This window comes from Stenotrophomonas sp. C9D9, assembly GCF_056491205.1.
The window spans coordinates 98218-122057 of sequence record NZ_JBSZIF010000003.1; the positions used below are offsets into that span (position 1 = coordinate 98218).

Sequence of the window (23840 nt, forward strand, 5' to 3'; positions counted from 1 at the left end):
CAGCCGGCGAGGATCAGAGCAGAACGACATCGAATTGCTCCTGCAGGTACTGCTCGTCCGCCTGGAAGCGGATGCTCTTGCCGAGGAACTCTTCCAGCTCGGCCACCGCCGAGGATTCCTCATCGGTGATGCGCGCGACCACCTTGGTCGATGCGATCACCAGCAGGCGCGCGGCATCGAACTGGCGCACGGCACGGGTGATCTCGCGGAAGATCTCGTAGGTCACCGTCTCGGTGGTCTTGATGCTGCCGCGGCCGCTGCACTGCGGGCAGGTCTCCGACAGCTGGCGTTCCAGGCTTTCCACCGTGCGCTTGCGGGTCATCTCCACCAGGCCCAGCGGCGAAAAATCATAGACCGTGGTCTTGGCATGGTCGCGGGCCAGCGCCTTCTCCAGCGTGCGCAGCACCTGGCGGCGATGCTCTGCATCATCCATGTCGATGAAGTCGATGATGATGATGCCGCCCAGGTTGCGCAGCCGCAGCTGCCGCGCCACCGCCTGCGCCGCTTCCAGGTTGGTGCGGAACACCGTTTCTTCCAGGTTGCGCTGGCCGAGGAACGAACCGGTGTTGACGTCGATGGTGGTCATCGCCTCGGTCTGGTCGATCACCAGGTAGCCACCGGATTTCAGCGGCACCTGCTTGTCCAGCGCGCGGCCGATCTCGTCCTCCACGCCGAACATGTCGAAGATCGGGCGGTCACCGGAATACAGCTCCAGCTTCTCGGCCAGCACCGGCATGTACTTGGCGACGAAGGCCTGCAGCTGGCCGAAGGTCTCCTTCGAGTCCACCTTCACCTTGTCCACGTCCTTGCGGATCAGGTCGCGCACCGACCGCAGCGGCAGGCTCAGGTCTTCATAGATGATGCTGCACGACGGCGCTTCGCGGCCGCGGCGTTCGACCACGTTCCATACGCGCGACAGGTAGGCGATGTCCTCGGCGATGGCCTCGGCCGGCTGGCCTTCGGCGTTGGTGCGCACGATGTAACCGTAGCCACCATGCTGCGCCGACAATTCAGTCACCAGCGCCTTCAGGCGGGCGCGCTCGGTTTCGTCCTCGATGCGCGCCGACACGCCCACCACCTTTGACTGCGGCAGCAGCACCATGTAGCGCGAGGGAATGCTGATCTGCGTGGTCAGGCGTGCGCCCTTGGTGCCGATCGGGTCCTTCACCACCTGCACCACGATGTCCTGGCCGTCACGCAGCAGCTCGACGATCGGCACGCTGGCCGGCGGCGGCAGGGTGGTGTTCTCGGTGTCGGCGCTGGCCACCGGTGCCGGACGCACCACGTCGTTGGCGTGCAGGAACGCGGCGCGCTCCAGGCCGACTTCGACGAAGGCGGCCTGCATGCCGGGCATGACCCGCTGCACCTTGCCCTTGTAGATGTTGCCGACCACGCCACGGCGCCAACCGCGCTCGATGTGCAGTTCCTGCAGCATGCCATTTTCGATCACCGCGACCCGGGTCTCGCGCGGGGTCACATTGACCAGGATTTCCTCAGACATCGGCAGCCTCCCTGGCGGCATCGGCAGTGGGGGCCGGCACGCCACAGCGTGCCAGCAGACGATCGGTGTGCAGCAGCGGCAACCCCATGACGCCGGAGTAGCTGCCGGAAAGGTGTTCGATCCAGCGTTCGGCCCCGCCCTGGATGGCGTAGGCACCGGCCTTGTCCAGCGGCTCGCCGGTGGCGACATAGGCAGCAATGTCGGCGGCGTCGATCGGGGCGAAGGTCACCTCGGATATGACCAGCTCGCTGTCCAGGCCGTTGGCATCGACCACCACCACCGCGGTCATCACCTGGTGGGTGCGCCCGGCCAGCCGCGCCAGCATCGCCCGCGCGTCGGCGGCATCGGCCGGCTTGCCGAAGACCTCGCCCTCCAGCACCACCTCGGTGTCCGAACCGAGCACGCGCGCCTGCGGGTCGTCGGCCAGCACCTGGGCCAGGCCGGCGCGCGCCTTGTCGGCGGCGACCCGGCACACGTACTGCTCGGCACTTTCCGTCGCCGCGCGCTGCTCGACGACCTCCAGGTCAAGGGCCTGGAAAGGGCGTCCGAGTCGGGCCAGCAGCTGGTTGCGTCGGGGGGAGCGGGAAGCAAGATAGAGCATCGGCACAGCATAACCTGAGGCCGCCACCTGAATCGTCGGCAACCCGTTACGGAACGCGCACAACCCCGAACAGGCTCACAGCGCGTTCATCGCTACGACACCACCCTCACTGCCACAACAAGGAGATCCCATGCGCCTGACCGCCACCCCGCTGCTGCTTGCCCTGTCCCTTGCCCTTGGAACCTCGATGACCGCCCATGCCGCTCCGTCGTCGCCGTCGATCGCCGCCGCGGCCGAAGGCACCCTGCTGAACATCTCGGCCAACGCCGAGGCGACCCGCGTGCCGGACGTCGCCACCCTGTCGGCCGGCGTGGTCACCCAGGCCGCCGACGGCAACAGCGCCATGCGCCAGAACGCCCAGCAGATGGACAAGGTGCTGGCCGCGATCAAGGCCGCCGGCATCGCCGAACGCGACGTGCAGACCAGTGGCGTCAGCCTCAACCCGCAGTACCGCTATGCCGACAATGAAGCACCGAAGATCACCGGCTACCAGGCCAGCAATACGGTCAGCCTGAAGGTCCGCGACATCGCCAAGCTCGGCAAGGTACTCGATGCGCTGGCCGCGCAGGGCGCCAACCAGATCAACGGCCCCAGCTTCGAGATCGACCAGCCGGAACCGGTCTATGACGAAGCCCGCCTGGCTGCCCTGAAGAAGGCCCAGGCCCGTGCCCAGACCTATGCCAAGTCGCTGGGCCTGCAGGTGCGCCGCATCGTCAGCATTTCCGAGAACAGCAACGGCGGTTTCCGCCCGATGCCGATGATGCGCACCATGGCCGCCGGTGCGGCGATGGACAAGGCCACCCCGGTCGCACCGGGTGAATCGACCGTCTCGGTCAACCTGGACGTGGTGTTCGAACTGGGCCGCTGATCGCGTCCACCACGGCCGGCACAGGCGGGTCCCGCAGGGGGCCCGCCTTTTTCATGCGCGGTGCCGGCGCTGGCTGAAGGCCAGCCCAACGATCATGCCCCTGCCTCTAGGCAGTGGCCGCCATGCCGCGCTACTGATGGACTGCCAGCCGCGTGCGGCAACCCCGCCACGGGCCCTGGTGCGTTGAGGACTTCGTCACTGGCATGGAGGTGGATCATGGTTCGTACGTATCCCGTTGCATCCCCGCACTTCGACCCCGCCCGCGTAGCCGCCTGGAGTGCGGCGATCGCCCTGCATCTGCTGGCCTTCCTGTTGTTGCTCATCCCTGCGACCTACCAGGCCGTGCAGGCCCCGCGTGACAAGACCCCGATCCGGCTGATCGAGAAGATCCCGCCGCCGCCGACACCGCCGGTTCCGGTCCCGCCGAAAGAGATCGTCCAGGTGGTGCCTAAACCGCGGACGCAGCCGGTGGTACCGCCACTGCCCGCCCCCACCGCGACCGTGGAAGAGACGCAGGGCATCGCGTTGCCGGCCGCCGAACCGGCCCCGCCGCAGCTGGCGCCCAGCATCGACACCTCCACCCCATTGGCTGGCGCCCAGCTGCAGTACCGCAGCGCCCCGCCACCGACCTACCCGATCCAGTCCCTGCGCAACCACGAACAGGGCACGGTGCTGTTGCGGGTGGAAGTGGACACCCGTGGCCAGCCGGTCGCCGTCAGCATCGAGCGCAGCAGCGGCTCGCGCAACCTGGACCAGGCCGCCCGCCAGCAGGTGCTCAAGCACTGGCGCTTCGAGCCTGCCCAGCGTGACGGCGTGGCGGTTCCGGCCATCGGCATGGTGCCGGTGCAGTTCTCGCTGCCGGACTGAGCGACCCCACCGGCCCGGCCTTGCGCCGGGCCGGCCCCTGCCTCAGCCGTAGGGAATGCGGACAGTCGAGGACCAAGCGTTACCGATTAAGCAAAAATTCACGACTTCGTCACCTGCTGGAAACCTAGATTGGCGCGTCCCGGTATCGATCCGGCGACAGCCCTCAACGCTACGGTTTTCCAGTTAGGAGAGAAGCTGTGAAACACCCGATCCAACGGCCCGCCAGCCGCCGCAGCAGCACCCTGGCATCGTCCATCACCCACATCCTCACCGGCGGCGCCCTGCTGCTGGCCGGCGCCGTCGCTTCCTCCTCCGCCTTCGCGCAGGAAAAGGCCACCAACCTCGACCGCATCACGGTCACCGGCTCCAACATCCCGCGCACCAACACCGAGACGCCGTCCCCGGTGCAGGTCGTTAGCCGCCAGGAGATCGACCGCAGTGGCAAGACCACGCTGGCCGAGTACCTGCAGACCATCACCGCCGATGGCGCCGGCTCCATTCCCAAGACCTTCGGCAACGGCTTCGCCGGTGGCGGCGCCGGCATCTCGCTGCGCGGCCTCGGTGCCGGCTCGACGCTGGTGCTGTTGAATGGCCGACGCATGGCGACCTACGGCCTGGCCGACGACGGCCAGAAGGTGTTCACCGACCTCAGCACCATTCCGCTCGATGCCGTCGAACGCGTGGAAGTGCTGAAGGACGGCGCCTCGGCGATCTACGGCTCCGACGCCATCGCCGGCGTGGTCAACATCATCCTGCGTAGCGACTTCGAGGGTGCGATCCTGCGCGCGTCCTACGGTTTGTCCGGTGACAGCGACGGCGATACCAAGAAGGCCACCCTGACCGCTGGTACCGGCGACCTGTCCAAGGATGGCTGGAACGCATTCTTCAGCCTGGATGTCGGCAAGTCCGACGCGATCAAGATCAGCGACCGCAAGAACCGCAAGTGGATCGGCACCGGCGACACGCGCCCGTGGGGCTATGCCGCCACCGACGCGCAGTTCCTCGGCGGCGCCTACCTCAGCGGCCGTACCAACGGCGGCGTCGGCCCGAACGGCTCGGTGTTCAACAATGATGCGCCGTCGCCGCACCTGGTCGCCCTGCCGGGCTGCGCCAACCTGAGCACCATTCCGGGCCAGACCGAAGCCTCTTCGGCGGCCCAGGGCTGCCTGTGGGATCCAGCGCAGCAGTATCGCGACCTGACCCCGGAAGAGAAGTACATCAACGTGTTCGGCCGCGCCACGTTCGCCTTCGGCGAAGGCGGCGAGATCTACACCGAGATCGGCTACTCGAAGAAGGAAACCATCTTCAGCAATACCCCTTCCGGCGTGTCCGGTGGCTGGGGCTTCCCCGGCGGCCCGAAGAACGCCAGCAGCGGTGACGGCGCGACGATGCTCTATGCCGGACATCCGGACAACCCGCTGCCGTATGCGGCGCGCCTGCGCTACAGCGCGTGGGACGTCGGCCCGCGCGTGACCGACAACACCAATGAGTTCAACCGCTTCCTGGTCGGCGTCAAGGGCAACTGGGGTGACTGGAGCTACGACACCGCCTACCTGCATTCGGGCACCGACCTGGTCAACAAGCGCACCGGCTTCCTGCGTTACAGCTCCGTGCTGTGCGCGCTGGGCAATCCGAACTGCGCCGGCGGTACATGGCGCATCGGCGACAACGCCAACCTGAACTCGCAGGCACTGTACGACTACATCTCGCCGACCATCAGCGCGCGTGCCAAGTCCAGCCTGGACATGTTCGACTTCACCGTGTCACGCAGCCTGGCCGACCTCAAGGGTGGCCCGCTGGGCCTGGCCATCGGTACCGAGTGGCGCAAGACCAGCAACAGCCTGACCCCGCAGACCTACACCGACCAGGGTGACATCATCGGCCTGGGCTACTCGGCCTACGACGGCACCCAGAACGTGTACGCCGGCTACGTCGAGTTGTCCGCGCCGGTGCTGGAACAGCTGGAACTGTCCGGCGCGGTGCGTTACGACAAGTACGAAAGCGGTGAAGGCAAGGCCACACCGAAGCTGGGCGTGAAGTGGACCCCGGCCGACTGGATCGCCCTGCGCGCCAGCTACGCCGAAGGCTTCCGCGCGCCGAACCCGGCCGAGAACGGTGACGGTGGCCTGGCCGCCTTCTCCAATGCCCGCGATCCGGTGCGCTGTGCCATCGATGCAGACGAGTGCACGCCGCGCTCGATTGCGATCATCACCCGCCCGAACAAGGACCTGAAGCCGGAAGAGTCCAAGAGTTACTCGGTGGGCCTGGTGCTGCAGCCGACCTCGACCACCTCGATGACCGTCGATGCCTGGCAGATCAAGCGCACCAACGAGATCGTGCAGGGCAACACTGCGGCCGCCATCCTCGCCGGCAACGTGCTGCGTGACTCCAACAACATCGGTGGCGTGCCCAATTCCGGCAGCATCCTGGCCGTCAACACCGGCTACGTGAATGCCAGCTCGTCGCGGGTCCGCGGTATCGATACCGATATCCGCCAGACCTTCGATATCGGCCCGGGCCAGCTGGAACTGGACCTGCAGTGGAGCCACATCCTGAAGTTCGAGCGCACCGAGGACGGTGAGACCGTCGACTATGCCGGCACGCACGGCAACTGCGACGTGACCAACTGCATCGGTACGCCGAAGGACAAGATCAACTTCGGCACCACCTGGAAGCAGGGTGCGTGGAGCGTCAGCGGTGTTGCCAACTACATCAGCAAGATGGACAACACCGACAAGCGCGGCGGCGACTACCAGGCGTCCTACGAGGATGGCACGCCGGTGACGAAGATCTCTTCGTTCACCACCTTCGATCTGTCCGGCCGCTGGAACATCACTGATTCCTTCGAGCTCAATGCCTCGGTGGCCAACGTGTTCGACCGCATCGCACCGCTCGACCCGACCACCTACGGTGCGGTGAACTACAACCCGATGCACTTCTCCGGTGCGCTGGGCCGTTACTTCACCGTGGGCGCCAAGTACACCTTCCGCTGATCCATCGCGGCGCGTCACCTGCAAAGGCCCGGGTTCACCCCCGGGCCTTTGCTTTTGCGCACACGCGGCAACGGCGATGATGCAGTCCCTGACCAGAGTTCCATCCATGCCCGCTTCCAACCAACGTCTCGGCCTGCCCGCGTTGACTGCACTGGTAGTCGGCTCGATGGTCGGCGCCGGCATCTTTTCACTGCCGCAGAACGTCGCGCGCAGCGCCGGCCCGGCCGCCGCCTTGATCGGCTGGGCGGTCAGTGGCGCCGGCATGCTGATGCTGGCCTTCGTGTTCCAGGCCCTGGCCAATCGTCGCCCCGACCTGGATACCGGCATCTACGCCTATGCGCGCGAGGGCTTCGGCAACTACATCGGCTTCTCTGCGGCGTGGGGCTACTGGGTGGCGTCGGTGCTCGGCAACGCCAGCTTCTTCGTGCTGATCTTCAGTGGCCTCGGCCACTTCATACCGGTCTTCGGTGAAGGCAATACACCCGCCGCCGTGGCCGCTTCATCACTGCTGCTGTGGACCGTGCACCTGCTGGTGCTGCGCGGCCTGCGCACGGCCGCCATCGTCAACGGCCTGGTGACCGTGGCCAAGCTGCTGCCGATCGCGCTGTTCCTGATCCTGGCGGCAGGCGCGTTCCGCATGGACGTGTTCCGTGCCGATTTCCTCGGCAGGCCCGCACTCGGCGACCTCGGCCAGCAGCTGCGCGGCATGATGCTGGTGACCGTGTGGGTGTTCATCGGCATCGAAGGCGCCAGCATCTATTCGCGGCGTGCCGCGCGACGTGCCGACGTCGGCCGTGCCACGGTAATCGGTTTCCTGGGGGTCTGGCTGCTGCTGGTACTGGTCAGCCTGCTGTCGATGGGCGTGCTGTCGCAGGCAGAACTGGCCGGGCTGCCCAATCCGTCGATGGCCTATGTGCTGCGCGCCATCGTCGGCGAATGGGGCGCAACGGTGATCATCATCGGTTCGATCATTTCAGTACTCGGTGCACTGCTGGCGTGGGTGCTGCTGTGCGCCGAAGTGCTGTACGCCGCGGCCGGCGACGGCACCATGCCGGCCTTCCTCGGCCGCGAGAATGCGCGCGGCGTGCCGGCCAATGCGCTCTGGCTGAGCAACGGCCTGATCCAGCTGTTCCTGCTGCTGGTGCTGGTCAATTCGGGCAGCTACACCGGGTTGGTGTTGCTGGCCGCGTCGATGAGCCTGGTGCCCTACTTCCTGTCCACCGCGTTCGGCGTGCAACTGGCCTGGCGTGGGCAGGCCTATGCCGGGGAACCAGGCGTGCGCTGGCGCGATTTCGTGGTCGCACTGCTGGCCAGCGCCTATGCGCTGTGGCTGGTGTATGCCGGCGGCCTGGACAACCTGCTGCTGTCGGTACTGCTGTACGTGCCCGGCGTGGTGTTGTTCGCATTGACCCGGCGCCAGCGCGGCGAGCAGGTGTTCACGCGCTGGGAGTGGGTCCTGTTCGGCGCGATCCTGGCGGTGGCGATCGCCACGCTGGTGGCGTTCTGCAAGGGTGACCTGAAACTGTAGCGCGGGGCCTACGTTCGGCTCTACAAGGACCTGGGCAACATGCCGATATCCTGCATCCAGCGCTCGGCCAGCCGCGGCCACGCCGCGACCGGTGCATCCTTCAGGCGCAGCCCGAACGCGTGGCCGCCGCGTGCGAACAGATGCATTTCCACCGGCACGCCCGCGTCGACCAGGGCACGGTAATAGGCCAGTGATTCGCGCACGTCGTCGGTGCGATCGTCGGTGGCCTGCGCGATGAACGTCGGCGGTACCTTGTCATCCACGGTGATGTCCCTGACCAGCGACAATCCCTTTCCGTGCCCCGCCCACAGGTGCCCGGAATACATCACCATCGCGAAATCGGGGCGGCTCGGCTGCTCATCCGCCGCATCGACCGGCGCGTAGCTGCGCAGCGCGTGCGTGCTCAGTCCCGCCACCACGTGACCACCGGCGGAAAAGCCGATCACCCCGATCCGCTTCGGATTGATTGACCAGCGCCCGGCCTGTGCGCGCAGCAGGCCCATTGCACGCTGTGCATCCTGCAGGGCCATCGGCACCTTTGGAATGTCGCGGCAGTTGCACTCGGGGTCCCAGTTCGGGCCTGAGGCTGGCACCCGGTACTTCAGCAATGCACAGGTGATGCCCTGTGCGACCAGCCAGTCGCAGATCTCGCTGCCTTCCAGGTCCATCGCCAGCACCCGGTAGCCTCCGCCAGGCACCACCATCACCGCGGTGCCGGTGGCCGGCCCCTTCGGCGGAAACACGGTGAGGGTCGGCACAGCGACGTTCTGCAGCATCATCCAGTGTTCGCCACTGGCTTCGGAGGTCACTTCGCTGACCTGCTCGGGCCCCTTCAACTTCGGCGGCGCGCTCACCGTGCCCTGCGGCCACAATGGAAGCTCGGTAGTGCCCTGTGGTGGATGCCAGGTGGAAGGCGCGGCCTTCGTTGTGGCGAACGGCACCATCGCAAGCAGCAGGGAACCCATGAGCAGGCGTGCGCGCACAATCAACATCCGTAGTCGATGACGCTGCATTGTAGAGTCGAGCCATGCTCGACTGACGCAGCGCGATGCTACAACACGGCAAAAAAAAACCTGCATCTCGCGATGCAGGTTTTTCAAGGTGGCGCCCGAAGTTGGACTCGAACCAACGACCCCCTGATTAACAGTCAAGTGCTCTAACCGGCTGAGCTATTCGGGCAGACGACTAGTATAACCACTCTTCACGCGCGATGGTAGGGGTGATTGGCAATCATTGCGGCGGCCCGATACAACTGCTCGGCCACCACCAGGCGCACCAGCATGTGCGGCAGCGTCAGAGGTCCGATCGACCACTTCTCATCGGCCAGCGCGGACACCTCCGGCGAATGCCCTTCCGGGCCACCAATCAGGAACGCCAGGTCGCGGCCCTGCCCGCGCCAATGCTCCAGCCGCTGTGCCAGCTGTTCGGAACTCAGCTGCCGCCCCGGCACATCCAGTGCCACCACATAGGCGTTCTTCGGCAGCGCAGAGATGACCCGCCTGCCTTCATCTTCAGTGGCGCGGCGCGGATCACGCCCCTTGCCGCGCAGGCCGGGCTCGATTTCCACCAGCTCGAACGGCAGCCAGTGCGACAGCCGCTTCTGGTACTCGGCGAAGCCCTGCGCGACCCAGCTGGGTGCGCGTTCACCGGTGGCGATCAGGCGGGCTTTCATCTACACGGTCCTCCAAAACGTCGACGGCGCCATCGGCGCCGTCGAAGGGATGCATCAACGTGCGGCTCAGGCCACTTCGTCGTCGCTGGACGGCGGCTGGTCGCCAACGGTCCACAGGCGCTCGAGGGCGTAGAACTCACGCACGCGCGGCAGCATCACGTGAACGATCACGTCGCCCAGGTCGACCAGCACCCACTCGGCTTCGCGCTCGCCTTCAACACCCAGCGGCATCACGTCGATGTTCTTGGCGAAGCGCACGACTTCATCGGCGATCGACTTGACGTGGCGGGTCGAGGTGCCCGAAACGACGATCATGTAGTCGGCAACGCTGGACCGGCCGCGCACGTCGATCTCGACCAGGTCCTTGGCCTTCAGGTCTTCGGTGGCTTGGCGGACGCTGGCCAGCAGTTCCGGCACGGACGGCGGCGGGCTGGGCAGATCGACCTTGATGGTCTGGGGCTGGGTCTGGTTGCTCAAAGTGGATCGACTCGATAAACGTGGGGGCGATTATACGGGGATGGCGCGGCCGCGCCATTCACGCTGTGGCCGGGCGGTACAGCCCGTGTGCAGCGACGTAGTCCGCGACGGCCGGCGGCAGCAGGGCGCGCCAGGGGCCACCGGCGGCGATCTGCGAGCGCACGGCGCTGGCCGACTCCTCGCGCAGCGGGTGGTGCAGGCGCAGGATGCGCCCGGCTGGGCTGGCGAACAGGGCCTGCTCATTGTCGGCCCAGCGCCCCTGCAGGGCACGCCCCAGTTCGCCGTCGATCGACGCCTGCAGCGGACTGCCCGGCCGTTCGGCCACCACGAAGTGGGCCAGCCCGAACAGGGCCTCCCATTCGTGCCAGCCGGACAGGCCCAGCAGGCTGTCGGCGCCCACCAGCCAGGCCAGCGGCCGGCTCGGGCCCAGCTCGCCACGCAGCTCGCGCAGGGTATCGACGGTGTAGGACGGACGACCGGGATAGCGCGTGGCACGGTCCAGTTCACGGCGGTCCAGCAGCAGGCCCGGCTCGTCGCCGATGGCCAGCGACAACATGGTGCAGCGCTGCTCGGCGGTGGCGCCGGGCACCGCACGGTGCGGCGGATCGCCTGCCGGCAACATGCGCACGGCCACCTGCAGTTCGTCCCGGGCGGCCCGCGCGATTGCCAGGTGCCCCAGGTGCACCGGATCGAAGGTGCCCCCGTAATAGATCCGCAGGCTCATCGCTCAGGCCCGCGCCAGCAGGCGCACGGCACGCGGTTCGGCCACGGCCACCAGCAGGCGCTCCAGCGCCAGCCAGGCATCGCCGTCGGCCCGCCCCTTGGCGATGCGGTCGACCAGACCGGCTTCGGCCACGAAGCGTTCCCAGCGCTTGCCTTCCGGGTGCCGCTGCAGCGCGCGCTTGTAGGGCGCCTGCCGCGATTCCCAGATACCACGCGATTTCATTTCGGCGGCCAGGTTGCCGCCACGGGCCTGCACCCGGGCCAGGCCGGCACCGGCCAGCAGTTCACGGATCACGATCGGCATCAGTGCGGCCACTGCCTCGCCTTCACCGCGCAGGCCAGCCAGCATGCGCAGCACGGCTGGCGGCTGGCCGGAGAACGTCGCCTCCACCAGCCGGAACACGTCGTAGCGGGCAGCATCAGCCACCAGCGACTCCATCCGCTCCACATCCAGCGGCTGGCCATCGGCCAACAGCGCCAGCTTGTCGATTTCCTGGGCGGCGGCCAGCAGGTTGCCCTCCACCCGCTCGGCCAGGCGCTGCACGGCGGCCGGGTCGGCACGCAGGCCCTTGCCGCGCAGGCGGCGCTCGATCCAGTCCGGCAGTTCGTGCGGCTTGATCGCCCAGGCCACCGACAGCACGCCGATGCGGCTGACCGCCTCGGCCCACTTGCCCTGATGGGCCTTGCTCCATTCATTGGCGGTGATCATCAGCACCACGTCCGGCGCCGGATTGGCGCAGAACTGGCTGATCACCTCGGCGCCGTCCTTGCCGGGCTTGCCGCTGGGCAGGCGCACCTCGACCAGGCGGCGGGCGCTGAACAGGCTGGGCGCATTGAAGCTGGCGTCGAGCTGGTTCCAGTCGAAATCTCGCCCGTCGGCGTCGAACACCTCGCGTTCGCCGATGCCCGCGGCGCGCGCGCGCGCGCGGATGGCATCTGCCGCCTCCAGCACGCGCAGCGTTTCCGGGCCTGCGATCAGGTAAACCGGCGCCAACGGGGTATCAGCGCCCTGGCTGGCCAGCTGCTCCGGACGCAGTTCCATCGTCGCTGCCGCTCAGTGCTTGACGGCAGCGGCCGGCGCGGCCGGCACCGCACCCTCGATCGGCTTGGCCTTCGGCGCGGACAGGCTGCCACCCTTCTCGATCTCAGCACGGACCACGCTGTCGATACGGCGGATGATCGAGGCGGACATTTCCCGGCGCAGCTCCGTGGCCAGGATTTCGCGTTCGGTGGTGGTACCGGTGGCGTCGGTCGGCGGCGACACATAGTCGCGCGACAGTTCGATCACCTGCTGCGGCACCAGTTCGCTGCCATCCTCGCGGCGGAAGATGAAGATCACGGCGTAGCGCAGGCTGTATTCCTGTGCACGGCCCTGCGAGTCGATGGCGATCGGCAGGTCACCCCAGCGCTCGGACAGCACCTGCAGCTGGGCGCTGGGTTCCTTGCTGTCCTCATCGGCCAGCTTGGCACCGGAGGCCAGCAGGCTGCGGTTGAGCAGCTTGACCAGTTCACTGTACGGAGCGGTGGAGACCACCTTCACCGGGGCGGTGTCGGTCGGCAGCATCAGCTTGTTGCGCAGATGGAAACCGCAGCCGGCGAGGCCGAGGACAAGAACGAGGGCAAGCAGGATTCGGGTCATGGAGACAGTCTGGCGGAGCCGGGCGATCACGGCAACACACAGCGTGCCCGAAGCCGCGTGAATGCAGGGCCATCAGGCACCCGGCCCTGCTTCTGGAAAGGCACCGGCCACCGCGCGGGTGACCGGTGCGGGGACATCAGGCAGCGACGATGTTCACGATCTTGCCGGGGACGATGATGATCTTGCGCACCGTCAGGCCTTCCATGAACTTGGCCGCGTTGGGCTCGGCCAGGGCCAGCGCCTCGACCTGCTCGCGCGCGGCATCGGCCGCCACCTCGATAGTGCCACGCAGCTTGCCGTTGACCTGTACCGCCAGGGTCAGCGCATCGCGCACCAGCGCGCTGCTGTCGGCCTGCGGGAACGGCTGGTCTTCCAGCAGCGTCTCGCCATGGCCCAGTACCTGCCACAGGGCGTGGCTGGCATGCGGGGTGATCGGGTTGAGCAGCAGCACGATGGCCTGCAGCGCTTCCTGGCGCACCGCGCGGCCCTGCTCGCTGCCGTCCTCGAACTTGGCCAGCGCGTTCATCAGCTCCATCACCGCGGCGATCGCGGTGTTGAAGCTGTGGCGGCGGCCATAGTCGTCACCGACCTTGCCGATGGTTTCGTGGGTCTTGCGGCGCAGCGCCTTCTGGTTGGCATCCAGCACCGCGGCATCCAGTGCCGGGGCGGCACCGTCGGCGGCGTGCTTCTGCACCTGGGCCCACAGGCGGCGCAGGAAGCGGGCCATGCCGTCCACGCCGGCTTCGTTCCATTCCAGCGACTGTTCCGGCGGCGCGGCGAACATCGAGAACAGGCGCACGGTGTCGGCGCCGTACTTGCCGACCATCGCCTGCGGGTCCACGCCGTTGTTCTTCGACTTGGACATCTTCTCGGTGCCACCGACCACCACCGGCTGGCCGTCGGCGATCAGGGTGGCGCCGGTGATGCGGCCGCGCTCGTCGCGCTGCACTTCCACGTCGGCCGGGTTGATCCAGTCCTTCGAGCCGTCCGGGTTCGGGCGGTAATAGGTTTCGGCGATCACCATGCCCTGGCACAGCAGGTTGCGCGCCGGCTCGTTGCTGTCCACCATCCGCGCGTCGCGCAGCAGCTTGTGGTAGAAGCGGAAATACATCAGGTGCAGGATCGCGTGCTCGATGCCACCGATGTACTGGTCGACCGGCAGCCAGTAGTTGCCGCGCTTGTCGACCGCATCACGGGCACCCGGCGAGGTGTAGCGGGCGTAGTACCAGCTCGACTCCATGAAGGTGTCGAAGGTGTCGGTCTCGCGCTCGGCCGCGCCGCCGCAGTCCGGGCAGGTGGTCTTGCGCCATTCCGGGTCGGTCTTGATCGGCGAGCCGGTACCGGCGAAGGCCACGTCTTCCGGCAGCACCACCGGCAGCTGTTCTTCCGGCACCGGCACCGCGCCGCACTTGGCGCAGTAGATCACCGGAATCGGGCAGCCCCAGTAGCGCTGGCGGCTCACACCCCAGTCGCGAAGGCGGTAGTTGACGCGGCGCTGGCCCTGGGCCTTGCGCTCGAAACGTTCGGCCAGGGCTTCGAAAGCGCCCTGGAAATCCAGCCCGTCGAACTCGGCCGAATTCACCAGCTCGAAGGCACGGCTCTTGTCGCTGTACCAGTCCTGCCAGCGGCTGCCGTCCCAGCTGCGCTCCTCTTCGGTGCGCGCATCCTTCAGGGCGATGACCTGCTTGATCGGCAGGCCGTACTTGTTGGCCACTTCATTGTCGCGCTGGTCATGGCCCGGAACGGCCATCACCGCGCCGGTGCCGTAGCCCATCAGCACGAAGTTGGCGACCCACACCGGCACCGGCTCGCCGGTGACCGGGTGCAGCGCGCGCAGGCCGGTGTCCATGCCGCGCTTTTCCTGGGTTTCCAGTTCAGCCTCGGACACGCCGCCCTGCCTCAGGTCGGCCAGCATCGCCGCCAGCTCCGGGTTGTTCTTCGCCGCATGCAGCGCCAGCGGATGCTCGGCGGCGATCGACACGAAGGTCACGCCCATCACCGTGTCCGGGCGGGTGGTGAACACGCGCAGCGGGTCCAGCGCGCTGCCATCGACATCGCGCACGTCGAACTGGATCTCCAGGCCTTCGGAACGGCCGATCCAGTTGCGCTGCATGGTCTTGACCGATTCCGGCCAGCCCTCCAGCTCATCCAGGCCGTCCAGCAGTTCCTGGGCGTAGTCGGTGATGCGCAGGAACCACTGCGGGATCTCGCGCTTCTCCACCAGCGCACCGGAGCGCCAGCCGCGGCCGTCGATGACCTGCTCGTTGGCCAGCACGGTCTGGTCGACCGGGTCCCAGTTCACCACCGCGTTGCGGCGATAGGCCAGGCCCTTGCGCATCAGGCGGGTGAACATGCGCTGCTCGTGGACGTAATAGTCCGGGCGGCAGGTGGCGAACTCGCGCGACCAGTCGATCGCGTAGCCCAGCGACTTCAGCTGGCTGCGCATGTGGTCGATGTTCTTGTAGGTCCACGCCGCCGGCGCGGTCTTGTTCTTGATCGCAGCGTTTTCCGCCGGCAGGCCGAACGCGTCCCAGCCCATCGGCTGCAGCACGTTGTGGCCGGTCATGCGCTTGTAGCGGCTGATCACGTCGCCGATCGTGTAATTGCGCACGTGGCCCATGTGCAGCGCACCGGACGGGTACGGAAGCATCGACAGGCAGTAGTACTTCGGCTTGTCCGAAGTCTCGTCGACCTCGAAGGCACGGGTGGCGTCCCAGTACTGCTGGGCGGCGGATTCAACCTGCTGCGGGTCGTAGGCGTTGGTTTCAGCGCTGGTCATGGAACACGCGGATGCGGCGGCAAAGCGGTACAGCGTACCGCAGTGCGGCAAATGGCTCCAATCCTGCCTGCCGGACGCCGGCGCCGCGGCGCTCGGGGAGGCGTCTCAGCGCGGTCGCGACAGCGGCAGGGCCGCCGCCAGCCAGACCAGCCAGCAGGCGAAGGCGAGCCGTTGTGCCATCGGCGCCGGCAGCGTGCCCTGCAGGGCAAACGCCGCCAGCGCGGCCAGCACGCCGCAGCCCAGGGCCACTGTGCCCAAGGCCCGGCCATGCGCCTGGCGCAGATGGGACACGCCCAGCAGCACGGTGCCGGCGGCGAAACCCAGCACCCAGATCATCCAGGCGCTCGCATGCAGCTGGCTGGCGGGCCCGTGCAGGTCATCCACGTCCAGTGGCAGCAGCCCCATCGCGGCAAAGGCCAGACCGGCCAGCAGCAGCATCTGGCTGCCGACCCGCGGCGCCCAGCCGGCGGTCGTGGGCAGGCCGCGGCGCAAGCGCTCAGCCACCACCACGGCTAGCACGCCGGGCAGCACGAAACCCAGCAGATTGAAGGGCAGCGCATGCGGCACACCGCGCGCGCCCAGCAACGCCACCGGGTGGCGGGCCTGCGCATAACCCTCCAGGCCGGCACCGAAGCCGGCCACAGCCAGGACGAATACGACGGCCGCAAGCAGCCCCAACCAACGATCAAGCCGGACCACGGACATTGCGCGCAATCACCCGGAAAGGAATGGATCACCGCATTGTCGCGGCAGCGACGCGATGCGCCAAGCGCCGCGCATTTCAGATCATTTCGATATCCGCGCGCGCCTCCTCCAACGATGCTCGCGGAGTGGCAGTTCTGCCATGCAGGGAATTCCCCCATGATCCGACGCATCCTCGCCGCCGCGCTCAGCCTGGGCCTGGCCAGTGCTGCCCAGGCAGCCGAGTTCAGCTGCTTCGCCAGGGTCGGCCCGCCCAGCGCCGGCCAGAACAGCAGCATCCTGATGGGCAGCGTCAGCGCCGGCGGCCTGCAGGCGGCCGAGGCCGAGTACCACCGGCGCACCTCGACCAGCAAGCCGGTCAGCGCGGGCAGGTGGGTGATCCACGAGCTGTACTGCATGCCGCGCTCATGAGGGTGTCACGGCGGGCCTGCGGGCCCGCCAACACCACCTCGAGGGCGTACTCCGTGATGGCAGGGTTGAGACCGACATCGATCGTCACCATAGAATCGGTCTCCAGATGCCAAGCGATGCCTCCCCCATGACCGAGACGACCTACGTATTCGACGCCACCACTGCGACCTTCGAGGCCGAAGTCCTGCAGAAGTCGCTGCAGACGCCGGTGCTGGTCGACTTCTGGGCCACCTGGTGCGGGCCGTGCAAGACCCTGGGCCCGATGCTGGAAAAGCTGGCTGCCGAGTACAACGGTGCCTTCGAGCTGGCCAAGGTCGATGTCGACAAGGAACAGCAGATCGCTGCGGCCTTCCAGATCCGCTCGGTGCCGACCGTGTTCCTGGTCAAGGGCGGCCAGCTGGTGGATGGCTTCCCCGGTGCCATTCCGGAAGGCCAGCTGCGTGAGTTCCTGGCCCAGCACGGCATCGTGCCGGCCGATGTCGGCGATGCGGCCCCCGAAGATGACGCCCCGCTGGACCCGCAGGCGCAGGTCGACGTACTGCGCGCGCAGATCGCCGCCGAGCCGGACAAGGATGAGCTGAAACTCGACCTGGCCCTGGCCCTGCTGCAGATCGGCGGCGTGGACGAGGCCGGCACCCTGATCGACGGCCTGCCGGCCAATCTGGCAACCGACGACCGCGCCGTGCGCGCCCGCGCCCGCCTGGCCTTCGCCGCCGCGCTGAAGGATGCCCCGGCGGCCGAGGTGCTGGAAGCCCGCATCGCCGCCGATGGCAAGGATCTCAAGGCCCGCCACCTGCGCGGCGTGCAGCTGCTGCTCGGCGGCCATGACGAGGCCGCACTGGCGCAGTTCCTGGAAATGCTGCGGATCGACCGTGGATTCGAGGAAGGCCTGCCACGCAAAGCCCTGATCGACGCCTTCAATGTGATCTCCGACGAGGACCTGGTGGGCCAGTACCGCCGCAGGATGGCGTCGCTGCTGTTCTGAACGGGAGCCCGCTCCGTTCAGAATCCCTGCACTGAACGCGGGCAATAATGCGCGCGCTGGCGGCCTTGCGGTCGCCGCGATCCGTTCGGGGGGATGAGGTCGGGGCCATGGGGTCTTGCAGCTGCACCCCCGCATTGCCGGGATTGCAAACTGTGACCGTCGTCCGCTCTCTGTCGTTCGCCATGCGTTTAACGGGCGCCCTGCTCTGCGCCCTCTTCCTGCTGCCTGCCATCGCCGGCGCCCAGGACTGGAACTACCGGGTCCGGCCCGGCGACACCCTGTGGGACCTGGGTGGGCTGTACCTGAAACCCTCGGTACGCTGGCAGCAGCTGCAGCAGCACAACCGCATCGACAACCCCTACCAGTTGCCGCCGGGCCAGCTGCTGCGCTTCCCGATCAGCTGGCTGCGCACCGAACCGGCGCCGGCCCGGGTGCTGTCCGTGCGCGGCAAGGTCGAGCTGTCCGGTGCCGATGGCACCGCGACCCGTGCCATCCAGGCCGGCGAGCAGCTGCATATCGGTGACACCGTGGAAACCGAAGGCGATTCCAGCATCACTCTGGAATTCGCCGATGCCTCGCGCCTGCAGCTGCGCGAATACTCGCGCCTGCGCCTGGACCAGCTGAGCCGCTACGGCCACACCGGCATGGTCGACACCCGCCTGCGCCTGCAGCAGGGGCGTGCCAGCAACCGGGTAACGCCAGCGCGCGGTCCGGCCTCGCGTTACATCATCGATGCGCCCACCGCGACCAGCAGCGTGCGCGGCACGGTGTTCCGGGTCAGCGCCGGGGATACCGGGCACGTCGGCGCCACCGAGGTCCTGCAGGGCAAGGTGCAGGTCGGCAACCCCCATGGCCAGCGCCTGGTCCGGCCGGGCCAGGCCACCCGCAGCAGCAGCGCCGATGCGGCTCCCGCCGCGGTCTCGGCCCTGCTGCCGGCGCCGGCGCTGCGCAATGACGCGCTGCGCCTGGCGCCGCTGCCGACCCTGCTTGCTTGGGAACCGGTCGCTGGCGCCGATCACTACCGGGTGGAAGTGGTGCAGGCGGCAACGCCGGAGATCCTGCTGTTCGCCGCCACCACCGCCGACACCCGGCTGGCGATCGGCGACCTGCCGCCCGGCCAGCTGCGCATCCTGTTGCGCGCGGTCGACGCACAGGGCGTCGAAGGCCTGGATGCGAGCGCCGATTTCGAACTCAGCGACCAGCCACCGCCGCCGCTGACCGTATCGCCGCTGCATGGGCAGACGATCAGCAGCGACCGCCCGCGGTTCCGCTGGAGCCAGGCCCCCGGTGCGCGCAGCAGCGTGCTGCAGATCGCCGCTGAACCCGGCTTCCAGCAGCCATTGCAGGAGCAGGCCACCCATGCGACCGACCTGCGCCTGGCGCAACCGCTGCCGCCCGGCCAGTACTACTGGCGCGTGGCCTCGCGCGATGCCGAAGGCCGCCAGGGCCGCTACGGCCAGGCGCTGCCGCTGCAGCTGAGCAATGAACCGGTGGACCCGGCGCTGCAGCCGCCCGAGGCCGCGCATGGCGAGCTCACCCTGCGCTGGCAGGCTGGCAGCGAAGGCCAGCGCTACCGGGTGCAGGTGGATCGCCGCGGCGACTTCAAGGCCCCGTTGGTCGACGAGACCGTGGCCCAGCCGCAGGTGAGCTTCAAGCGCCCGTGGAGCGGCACCCTGCACGTACGCGTGCAGTACGTCGACGATGACGGCCACGCCGGCGAGTTCTCCCCGGCCCAACAGATCCCGCTGCCATGCCGCCTGTGCTACGGCGCCGGTGGCGGTGCGCTGCTGCTCTGGCTGTTGTTGTGAGGCGTTCGCCGCTGCCATGGTCGAAGCGGATCCTGCTGGCCCTGCTTGCCGGCGTGCTGACCGTCGTGGCCAGCCAGGGCCAATGGCTGTGGCGGCAGGACGAGGCGGCCTATGACGCGCTGGTCGGCAACTGGGACTACCGCCCCGACCCCAGCGTGCTGATCGTGGCCATCGACGAAGGCAGCCTGCAGCGTATCGGCCAGTGGCCCTGGCCGCGCTCGGTGCACGCCCGCCTGCTGGACCGCCTGACCGATGCCGGCGCCGAACGCGTTGCGCTGGACCTGATGCTGTCCGAACCCGACCGTCGCGACAGCCGCCAGGATGACGAGCTGGCGGCGGCGATCCGACGCAATGGCCGGGTGGTGCTGCCGGTGCTGGCGGCACCGGCGGCCGGCGACCGCATGGCCGAGGAAATGCTGCCGATCCCGCAGATCGCCGCCAGTGCCGCCGCGATCGGCCACACCGATGTCGAGGTGGATGGCGACGGCGTCGCCCGCGGCGTCTATCTGCACGCCGGCATCGGCCAACCACATTGGCCGGCACTGGGCCTGGCACTGGCCGACCTGCCTGCGGGTGCGGTACGCGGCCTGCCCGACCCCGACCCGGCGCTGGGCTCGCCCTATCAGTGGCGTCGCGACGATTACGTACGCGTGCGCTACGCCGGCCCGCCCGAGCGGTTGCCGCAGGTGTCCTATGCGGACGTGCTCGATGGCCACGTGGACATGGCGATGCTGCATGGCCGCCGCATCGTGGTCGGCATGACGGCGAGCGGCATCGCCCCCCGCCTGCTGACCCCGACCACCCGCGAATTCTGGATGAGCGGCAGCGAATACCAGGCCAACATCACCTCGATGCTGCTGCAGCACAAGCAGATCGATGTGCTGCCGCACGCGTGGCAGCACGCCATCAGCGGCGTGCTGGTGGCGCTGTGCGTGATCCTGCTCGGCCTGCGCCTGCCCTGGCTGGCCGCGCTGTGTTCATTGCCGATGCCACCGCTGCTGAGCTGGCTGCTGCTGCGCACGGGAGACCTGTGGTGGGCACCGGCCAGCGCGATGCTGGGCGTGGTGCTGGCACTGCTGGTCTGGGCGGTGTGGCGGATCTCGGCCTGGCACCGCCTGGCCAACCGCGATGCCCTCACCGGCCTGGGCAACCGCCTGCGCTTCGAGCAGTCACTGCAGCAGGAATGCGATGCCGCGCGGCGCAGTGGCAAGCCATTGAGCCTGGCGTTGATCGACGTCGACCATTTCAAGCGCCACAACGACCGCCATGGCCACCAGGTCGGTGACCGCGTGCTGCGTGATGTCGCCCGCCTGATCGGCGCGCATGCCCGTCGCCCGCGCGACATGGCGGCGCGCTACGGTGGCGACGAATTCGCACTGGTGCTGCCGGATACGCCGGCCGAGGGCGCGCGCCGCGTGATCGAGGACCTGATTGTCTGCGTGCGTGCACTGCCGGCGCCGGGCGATGGCAGCGATGACGGCGTCACGCTCACCATCGGTGTATTCACCCGCGTGCCCGACGGTGACCTGCAACCGCACCATTTCGTGGAGGGCGCCGACACCGCCCTGTACCAGGCCAAGGCCAACGGCCGCGACGGGTACATGATCGACGGCGGGACGTGACCCCGGGGTGCAACATACGCATGCGAATGGTTAGACTGGGCGCCTCGCCTCGCGCCCCGGACCCGCATGAACGCCCGCCTGTTCCGCTTCGGCATCAACCTCTGGCCGCCGTTCCTGTTCACCGGCATCCACGTCACCCGGATCACGCCCGATTACCGGCAGATCGACGTGGCGCTGCGGATGCGGCCCTGGAACCGCAATTACGTGGGCACGCATTTCGGCGGCAGCCTGTTCGCGATGACCGATCCGTTCTGGATGCTTGGCCTGCTGCACATCCTGGGCCGTGACTACTATGTGTGGGACCGGGCCGGTGCGATCGATTTCCTCAAGCCTGGCCGGGGCACGGTGCGCACCTCTTTCCGCATCGACGATGCATTGCTGGCTGAACTGCGTGCCGAAGCGGCCGGCGGTGAGAAGGTGCTGCGCTGGTTCAGCAACGATGTCGTCGACGAAAGCGGCGAGGTGGTCGCCCAGGTACGCAAGCAGGTCTACCTGCGGTTGAAGCCGCACGCACGCTGATCCAGTACGCGGGCGCTATCCTCTGCCTCCCTGCCATGGAGGCTCCGATGCGCCCGTATGCTCTCGCCACACTGCTGACCACCCTGCCCTTCGCCGCCCACGCCTTGGACCTGCCGCCGGTGCGGTATCCGACGCTGCCGGCCCAGGCGGCCACTGCCGCCGGTTTCGTACCCCAGGGCTGGACACTTGAATCGAGTATCGAAGGCGATCTCGACCAGGATGGCCGCGCGGACCTGGTGCTGGTGCTGCGCCAGCAGGAGCCACGCAACGTCATCGAGCACGATGGCTTCGGCCCCTCGCCGTACGACAGCAACCCGCGCATTCTCGCCGTGGCGTGGTCGCGCCCATCCGGCTATGTGCTGGCGGTGCAGGACCACCAGCTGATACCGCGCCCGGACAATCCGGTGATGAGCGATCCGCTCGAAGACGGCAACGTCAGCATCCAGCGCGGCACCCTGAAGGTCGCGCTGTTTTCATTCGCCAGCGCGGGAAGCTGGTCAATGGGAACGACCGCCTTCACCTTCCGCTGGCAGGACGATGCCTTTGTGCTGATCGGCTACGACCAGAATTCGGTGATGCGCAATTCCGGGCAGACCGAATCAGTGAGCGTGAATTTCTCCACCCGCAAGGTAAAGCGGAGCGAGGGCAGCATCGAGGACGACAAGGACAGCGTGCGCTGGGAGCCCCTGCGCAGCAGCCGCCGCTGGACGCTGCAGACCGTCGGTGATGGCTGGGCATTCGATCCGCTGGCGGGCAGCAACTGAGAGGCTACTCAGTCGCGCGCAGCGGCGGCCGGGGCGCCCTCCATCACCAGCGGCACCGACAGCCATGGGCTCTCGTCGCTGCTGCGCGACGGTGAACGCCGCGGCACCTGCAGACGGCGGCCATCGGCCGACAGCTGCGGTGCCCGCACCGGCGAGCGGAACTGGGCGGGCAGGCGCTGCAGCGCATCCACCGGGTCCTCCGCCTGCTGCCGCAGCCAGCGCTGCGCGCCGATCAGCCGCACCATCGCGGCGGCATCCTGGGTCCGTGACGAATAGGCGGGATAGACCGGGCGGGCGATATCGGTCAGCACGCAGCCCATGATGTTCGATAGGCAGCCGAAGTCATGCTGCGGCGGTGCCGGAACCGGCAGCGGGCGATCCGCTTCCAGCGCGGCCATCGCCGCCGCGCCGCAGGCCCAGCCCAGATTGCCCGCCGCACGCGCCAGGGTGCTGCTGCGATCGAGTACCAGCACCCCGCCGAATTCCTGCGCCGAGGTTTCGATCGCGGCCCGGCTCATCGCGTACTCACCCTGCATCGCACGGCACAGGCTCTGTTCGGCGGCCAGCATCGGCTGCATCGCCTGCTCGCATTCCGCTGGCAGCGGATGGTCGGCCGGCAGCTCGACCAGCATGTCGGCCAGCAGCTGGGCATTGGCCTGCACCAGGCTGGTACCGATGATGCTCTCCACCAGGTAGCTGCCGCCCGTCACCAGCCGGCGGCCCAGTTGCAGCCCACGGCAACTGCCACGCAGCGCGCCATCGATATCGCCCTGCACATAGGCCAGCGCGCGCGCGCTGGTGGCATCGATCATCAGGCCATAGGTCGGCAGCGGCACCAGGATGCCCTCGCCCTTGGGCTGGAACGGCGATGCGAAGTGGTCCGCATCGGCCAGCTGGTCCAGGCGCACATGCAGCTGCTGGTGGCCAGCGTGGGCATCCATGAAGCGCTGCGGGTCGGCGCGCACCTGGCCCAGGCAGTCGCTGGCGGTCGGTCCACAGCTGGCCGCCGGTCGTGATCGCAGCTCGTCATGGCCCTCCGCCAGCTGCGGTCCGGCGCCGCCATTGCCGCGCGGATCCGCCTCCCAACGCTGCACATCCGCGGCCAACGCCTGTTCGCGCTGGCCTGTGTCGAGATCATCGAACGCGAGCGTCCACAGCAGCGCGAAGCCGTTGTGGCCGTGGACGGGCAGGCGGGCCTGCAAGCGCTGCTGGGCCTGCAGCCGCGATTCCGGCACCGGCCACATGCGCGAGGCGCACCACACCACGATGGCCAGCACCAGCAGGCCTGCCAGGGTCCAACCCAGTCCGCGCAGAATCTTCAACACAGCTTCCCTTCCATGTGCCGTTGCCGCAGTCGATTCCCCAGCGTAATCGACCGGCC

General features: G+C 68.0%; 21 protein-coding genes and 1 tRNA gene. 10 read left to right on the plus strand and 12 right to left on the minus strand.

Features of this window, described 5'->3' with window-relative positions:
- Positions 1-13: 13 nt before the first annotated feature.
- Together rng and ACXI0D_RS02430 are read right to left on the minus strand one after the other, a co-directional pair.
- On the minus strand, positions 14-1501 hold the full coding sequence (rng, locus tag ACXI0D_RS02425) for a ribonuclease G (protein ID WP_005418079.1): 1488 nt from the start codon (positions 1499-1501) through the stop codon (positions 14-16).
- Complete coding sequence (locus ACXI0D_RS02430; RefSeq protein WP_479642266.1) at positions 1494-2102, minus strand: Maf family nucleotide pyrophosphatase; 609 nt, start codon at positions 2100-2102, stop codon at positions 1494-1496. The genes rng and ACXI0D_RS02430 overlap by 8 nt, the downstream gene beginning before the upstream one ends.
- A gap of 130 nt (positions 2103-2232) precedes the next feature.
- Between ACXI0D_RS02430 and ACXI0D_RS02435 the strand changes: the two genes are divergently transcribed.
- From ACXI0D_RS02435 to arcD, 4 genes are all read left to right on the plus strand, one after another.
- Positions 2233-2970 (plus strand): SIMPL domain-containing protein, encoded by a 738-nt coding sequence (locus ACXI0D_RS02435; RefSeq protein ID WP_101765886.1) that lies wholly within the window; start codon positions 2233-2235, stop codon positions 2968-2970.
- A 216-nt stretch (positions 2971-3186) separates the two neighbouring features.
- The gene (locus tag ACXI0D_RS02440; protein ID WP_479642267.1) at positions 3187-3837 is read left to right on the plus strand and encodes an energy transducer TonB; all 651 of its coding nucleotides are present in this window, start codon (positions 3187-3189) and stop codon (positions 3835-3837) included.
- Between the two features lie 197 nt (positions 3838-4034).
- Positions 4035-6830, plus strand: a complete 2796-nt coding sequence (locus ACXI0D_RS02445) for a TonB-dependent receptor (RefSeq protein WP_479642268.1) — start codon at positions 4035-4037, stop codon at positions 6828-6830.
- A 106-nt stretch (positions 6831-6936) separates the two neighbouring features.
- Positions 6937-8358, plus strand: coding sequence for an arginine-ornithine antiporter (gene arcD / locus ACXI0D_RS02450; RefSeq protein ID WP_119006586.1), 1422 nt, complete (start codon positions 6937-6939; stop codon positions 8356-8358).
- Between the two features lie 20 nt (positions 8359-8378).
- Here the strand turns inward: arcD and ACXI0D_RS02455 are convergent, their stop codons facing one another.
- The 9 genes from ACXI0D_RS02455 to ACXI0D_RS02495 all read right to left on the minus strand — a co-directional run bounded on the left by ACXI0D_RS02455 (position 8379) and on the right by ACXI0D_RS02495 (position 16353).
- The gene (locus tag ACXI0D_RS02455) at positions 8379-9137 is read right to left on the minus strand and encodes an alpha/beta hydrolase (protein ID WP_479642386.1); all 759 of its coding nucleotides are present in this window, start codon (positions 9135-9137) and stop codon (positions 8379-8381) included.
- Positions 9138-9460: 323 nt separating this feature from the next.
- Positions 9461-9537, minus strand: a tRNA-Asn gene (locus tag ACXI0D_RS02460).
- 22 nt (positions 9538-9559) lie between these two features.
- Positions 9560-10030, minus strand: coding sequence for a 23S rRNA (pseudouridine(1915)-N(3))-methyltransferase RlmH (rlmH, locus tag ACXI0D_RS02465; protein WP_014038029.1), 471 nt, complete (start codon positions 10028-10030; stop codon positions 9560-9562).
- A 66-nt stretch (positions 10031-10096) separates the two neighbouring features.
- Positions 10097-10507, minus strand: a complete 411-nt coding sequence (gene rsfS / locus ACXI0D_RS02470) for a ribosome silencing factor (RefSeq protein WP_005418109.1) — start codon at positions 10505-10507, stop codon at positions 10097-10099.
- A gap of 58 nt (positions 10508-10565) precedes the next feature.
- Positions 10566-11231, minus strand: coding sequence for a nicotinate-nucleotide adenylyltransferase (gene nadD, locus ACXI0D_RS02475; RefSeq protein WP_014647945.1), 666 nt, complete (start codon positions 11229-11231; stop codon positions 10566-10568).
- Positions 11232-11234: 3 nt separating this feature from the next.
- Entirely contained in the window at positions 11235-12272 is a 1038-nt protein-coding gene (gene holA, locus ACXI0D_RS02480; RefSeq protein WP_049447154.1) for a DNA polymerase III subunit delta, read from the minus strand.
- Positions 12273-12284: 12 nt separating this feature from the next.
- Positions 12285-12869 (minus strand): LPS-assembly lipoprotein LptE, encoded by a 585-nt coding sequence (locus tag ACXI0D_RS02485; RefSeq protein WP_014038032.1) that lies wholly within the window; start codon positions 12867-12869, stop codon positions 12285-12287.
- A gap of 136 nt (positions 12870-13005) precedes the next feature.
- Entirely contained in the window at positions 13006-15648 is a 2643-nt protein-coding gene (gene leuS, locus ACXI0D_RS02490) for a leucine--tRNA ligase (RefSeq protein ID WP_119006991.1), read from the minus strand.
- 105 nt (positions 15649-15753) lie between these two features.
- The gene (locus tag ACXI0D_RS02495; RefSeq protein WP_479642269.1) at positions 15754-16353 is read right to left on the minus strand and encodes a DUF998 domain-containing protein; all 600 of its coding nucleotides are present in this window, start codon (positions 16351-16353) and stop codon (positions 15754-15756) included.
- A gap of 156 nt (positions 16354-16509) precedes the next feature.
- Between ACXI0D_RS02495 and ACXI0D_RS02500 the strand changes: the two genes are divergently transcribed.
- From ACXI0D_RS02500 to ACXI0D_RS02525, 6 genes are all read left to right on the plus strand, one after another.
- Positions 16510-16761 (plus strand): hypothetical protein, encoded by a 252-nt coding sequence (locus tag ACXI0D_RS02500; RefSeq protein WP_049447147.1) that lies wholly within the window; start codon positions 16510-16512, stop codon positions 16759-16761.
- A gap of 127 nt (positions 16762-16888) precedes the next feature.
- The gene (trxA, locus tag ACXI0D_RS02505) at positions 16889-17746 is read left to right on the plus strand and encodes a thioredoxin (RefSeq protein ID WP_014038035.1); all 858 of its coding nucleotides are present in this window, start codon (positions 16889-16891) and stop codon (positions 17744-17746) included.
- A gap of 107 nt (positions 17747-17853) precedes the next feature.
- Positions 17854-19554 (plus strand): FecR family protein, encoded by a 1701-nt coding sequence (locus ACXI0D_RS02510; protein WP_479642270.1) that lies wholly within the window; start codon positions 17854-17856, stop codon positions 19552-19554.
- Positions 19551-21176, plus strand: coding sequence for a CHASE2 domain-containing protein (locus tag ACXI0D_RS02515; RefSeq protein ID WP_119006590.1), 1626 nt, complete (start codon positions 19551-19553; stop codon positions 21174-21176). The genes ACXI0D_RS02510 and ACXI0D_RS02515 overlap by 4 nt, the downstream gene beginning before the upstream one ends.
- Positions 21177-21242: 66 nt before the next feature.
- The gene (locus tag ACXI0D_RS02520) at positions 21243-21695 is read left to right on the plus strand and encodes a DUF4442 domain-containing protein (RefSeq protein WP_049447139.1); all 453 of its coding nucleotides are present in this window, start codon (positions 21243-21245) and stop codon (positions 21693-21695) included.
- Between the two features lie 47 nt (positions 21696-21742).
- A complete protein-coding gene (locus ACXI0D_RS02525; RefSeq protein WP_119006591.1) occupies positions 21743-22459 on the plus strand; it encodes a hypothetical protein in 717 nt (238 codons plus the stop codon).
- Positions 22460-22467: 8 nt separating this feature from the next.
- On the opposite strand, the gene ACXI0D_RS02530 is transcribed toward ACXI0D_RS02525, so the two are convergent.
- Positions 22468-23784: a hypothetical protein gene (locus ACXI0D_RS02530; protein ID WP_119006592.1), complete on the minus strand. Its 1317-nt coding sequence runs from the start codon at positions 23782-23784 to the stop codon at positions 22468-22470.
- Between the last annotated feature and the right edge of the window lie 56 nt (positions 23785-23840).

What these genes read in the sequence shown, in the direction of transcription:
- ACXI0D_RS02500 (WP_049447147.1), top strand. Translation starts at nt 16,510, where the DNA reads ATGATCCGACGCATCCTCGCCGCCGCGCTCAGCCTGGGCCTGGCCAGT.
- ACXI0D_RS02520 (WP_049447139.1), top strand. Translation starts at nt 21,243, where the DNA reads ATGAACGCCCGCCTGTTCCGCTTCGGCATCAACCTCTGGCCGCCGTTC.
- nadD (WP_014647945.1), bottom strand. Translation starts at nt 11,231, where the DNA reads ATGAGCCTGCGGATCTATTACGGGGGCACCTTCGATCCGGTGCACCTG.
- ACXI0D_RS02495 (WP_479642269.1), bottom strand. Translation starts at nt 16,353, where the DNA reads ATGTCCGTGGTCCGGCTTGATCGTTGGTTGGGGCTGCTTGCGGCCGTC.
- ACXI0D_RS02510 (WP_479642270.1), top strand. Translation starts at nt 17,854, where the DNA reads ATGGGGTCTTGCAGCTGCACCCCCGCATTGCCGGGATTGCAAACTGTG.
- ACXI0D_RS02455 (WP_479642386.1), bottom strand. Translation starts at nt 9,137, where the DNA reads ATGATGCTGCAGAACGTCGCTGTGCCGACCCTCACCGTGTTTCCGCCG.
- trxA (WP_014038035.1), top strand. Translation starts at nt 16,889, where the DNA reads ATGACCGAGACGACCTACGTATTCGACGCCACCACTGCGACCTTCGAG.
- ACXI0D_RS02485 (WP_014038032.1), bottom strand. Translation starts at nt 12,869, where the DNA reads ATGACCCGAATCCTGCTTGCCCTCGTTCTTGTCCTCGGCCTCGCCGGC.
- arcD (WP_119006586.1), top strand. Translation starts at nt 6,937, where the DNA reads ATGCCCGCTTCCAACCAACGTCTCGGCCTGCCCGCGTTGACTGCACTG.
- holA (WP_049447154.1), bottom strand. Translation starts at nt 12,272, where the DNA reads ATGGAACTGCGTCCGGAGCAGCTGGCCAGCCAGGGCGCTGATACCCCG.
- ACXI0D_RS02435 (WP_101765886.1), top strand. Translation starts at nt 2,233, where the DNA reads ATGCGCCTGACCGCCACCCCGCTGCTGCTTGCCCTGTCCCTTGCCCTT.
- rng (WP_005418079.1), bottom strand. Translation starts at nt 1,501, where the DNA reads ATGTCTGAGGAAATCCTGGTCAATGTGACCCCGCGCGAGACCCGGGTC.
- ACXI0D_RS02440 (WP_479642267.1), top strand. Translation starts at nt 3,187, where the DNA reads ATGGTTCGTACGTATCCCGTTGCATCCCCGCACTTCGACCCCGCCCGC.
- rlmH (WP_014038029.1), bottom strand. Translation starts at nt 10,030, where the DNA reads ATGAAAGCCCGCCTGATCGCCACCGGTGAACGCGCACCCAGCTGGGTC.
- leuS (WP_119006991.1), bottom strand. Translation starts at nt 15,648, where the DNA reads ATGACCAGCGCTGAAACCAACGCCTACGACCCGCAGCAGGTTGAATCC.
- ACXI0D_RS02525 (WP_119006591.1), top strand. Translation starts at nt 21,743, where the DNA reads ATGCGCCCGTATGCTCTCGCCACACTGCTGACCACCCTGCCCTTCGCC.
- ACXI0D_RS02430 (WP_479642266.1), bottom strand. Translation starts at nt 2,102, where the DNA reads ATGCTCTATCTTGCTTCCCGCTCCCCCCGACGCAACCAGCTGCTGGCC.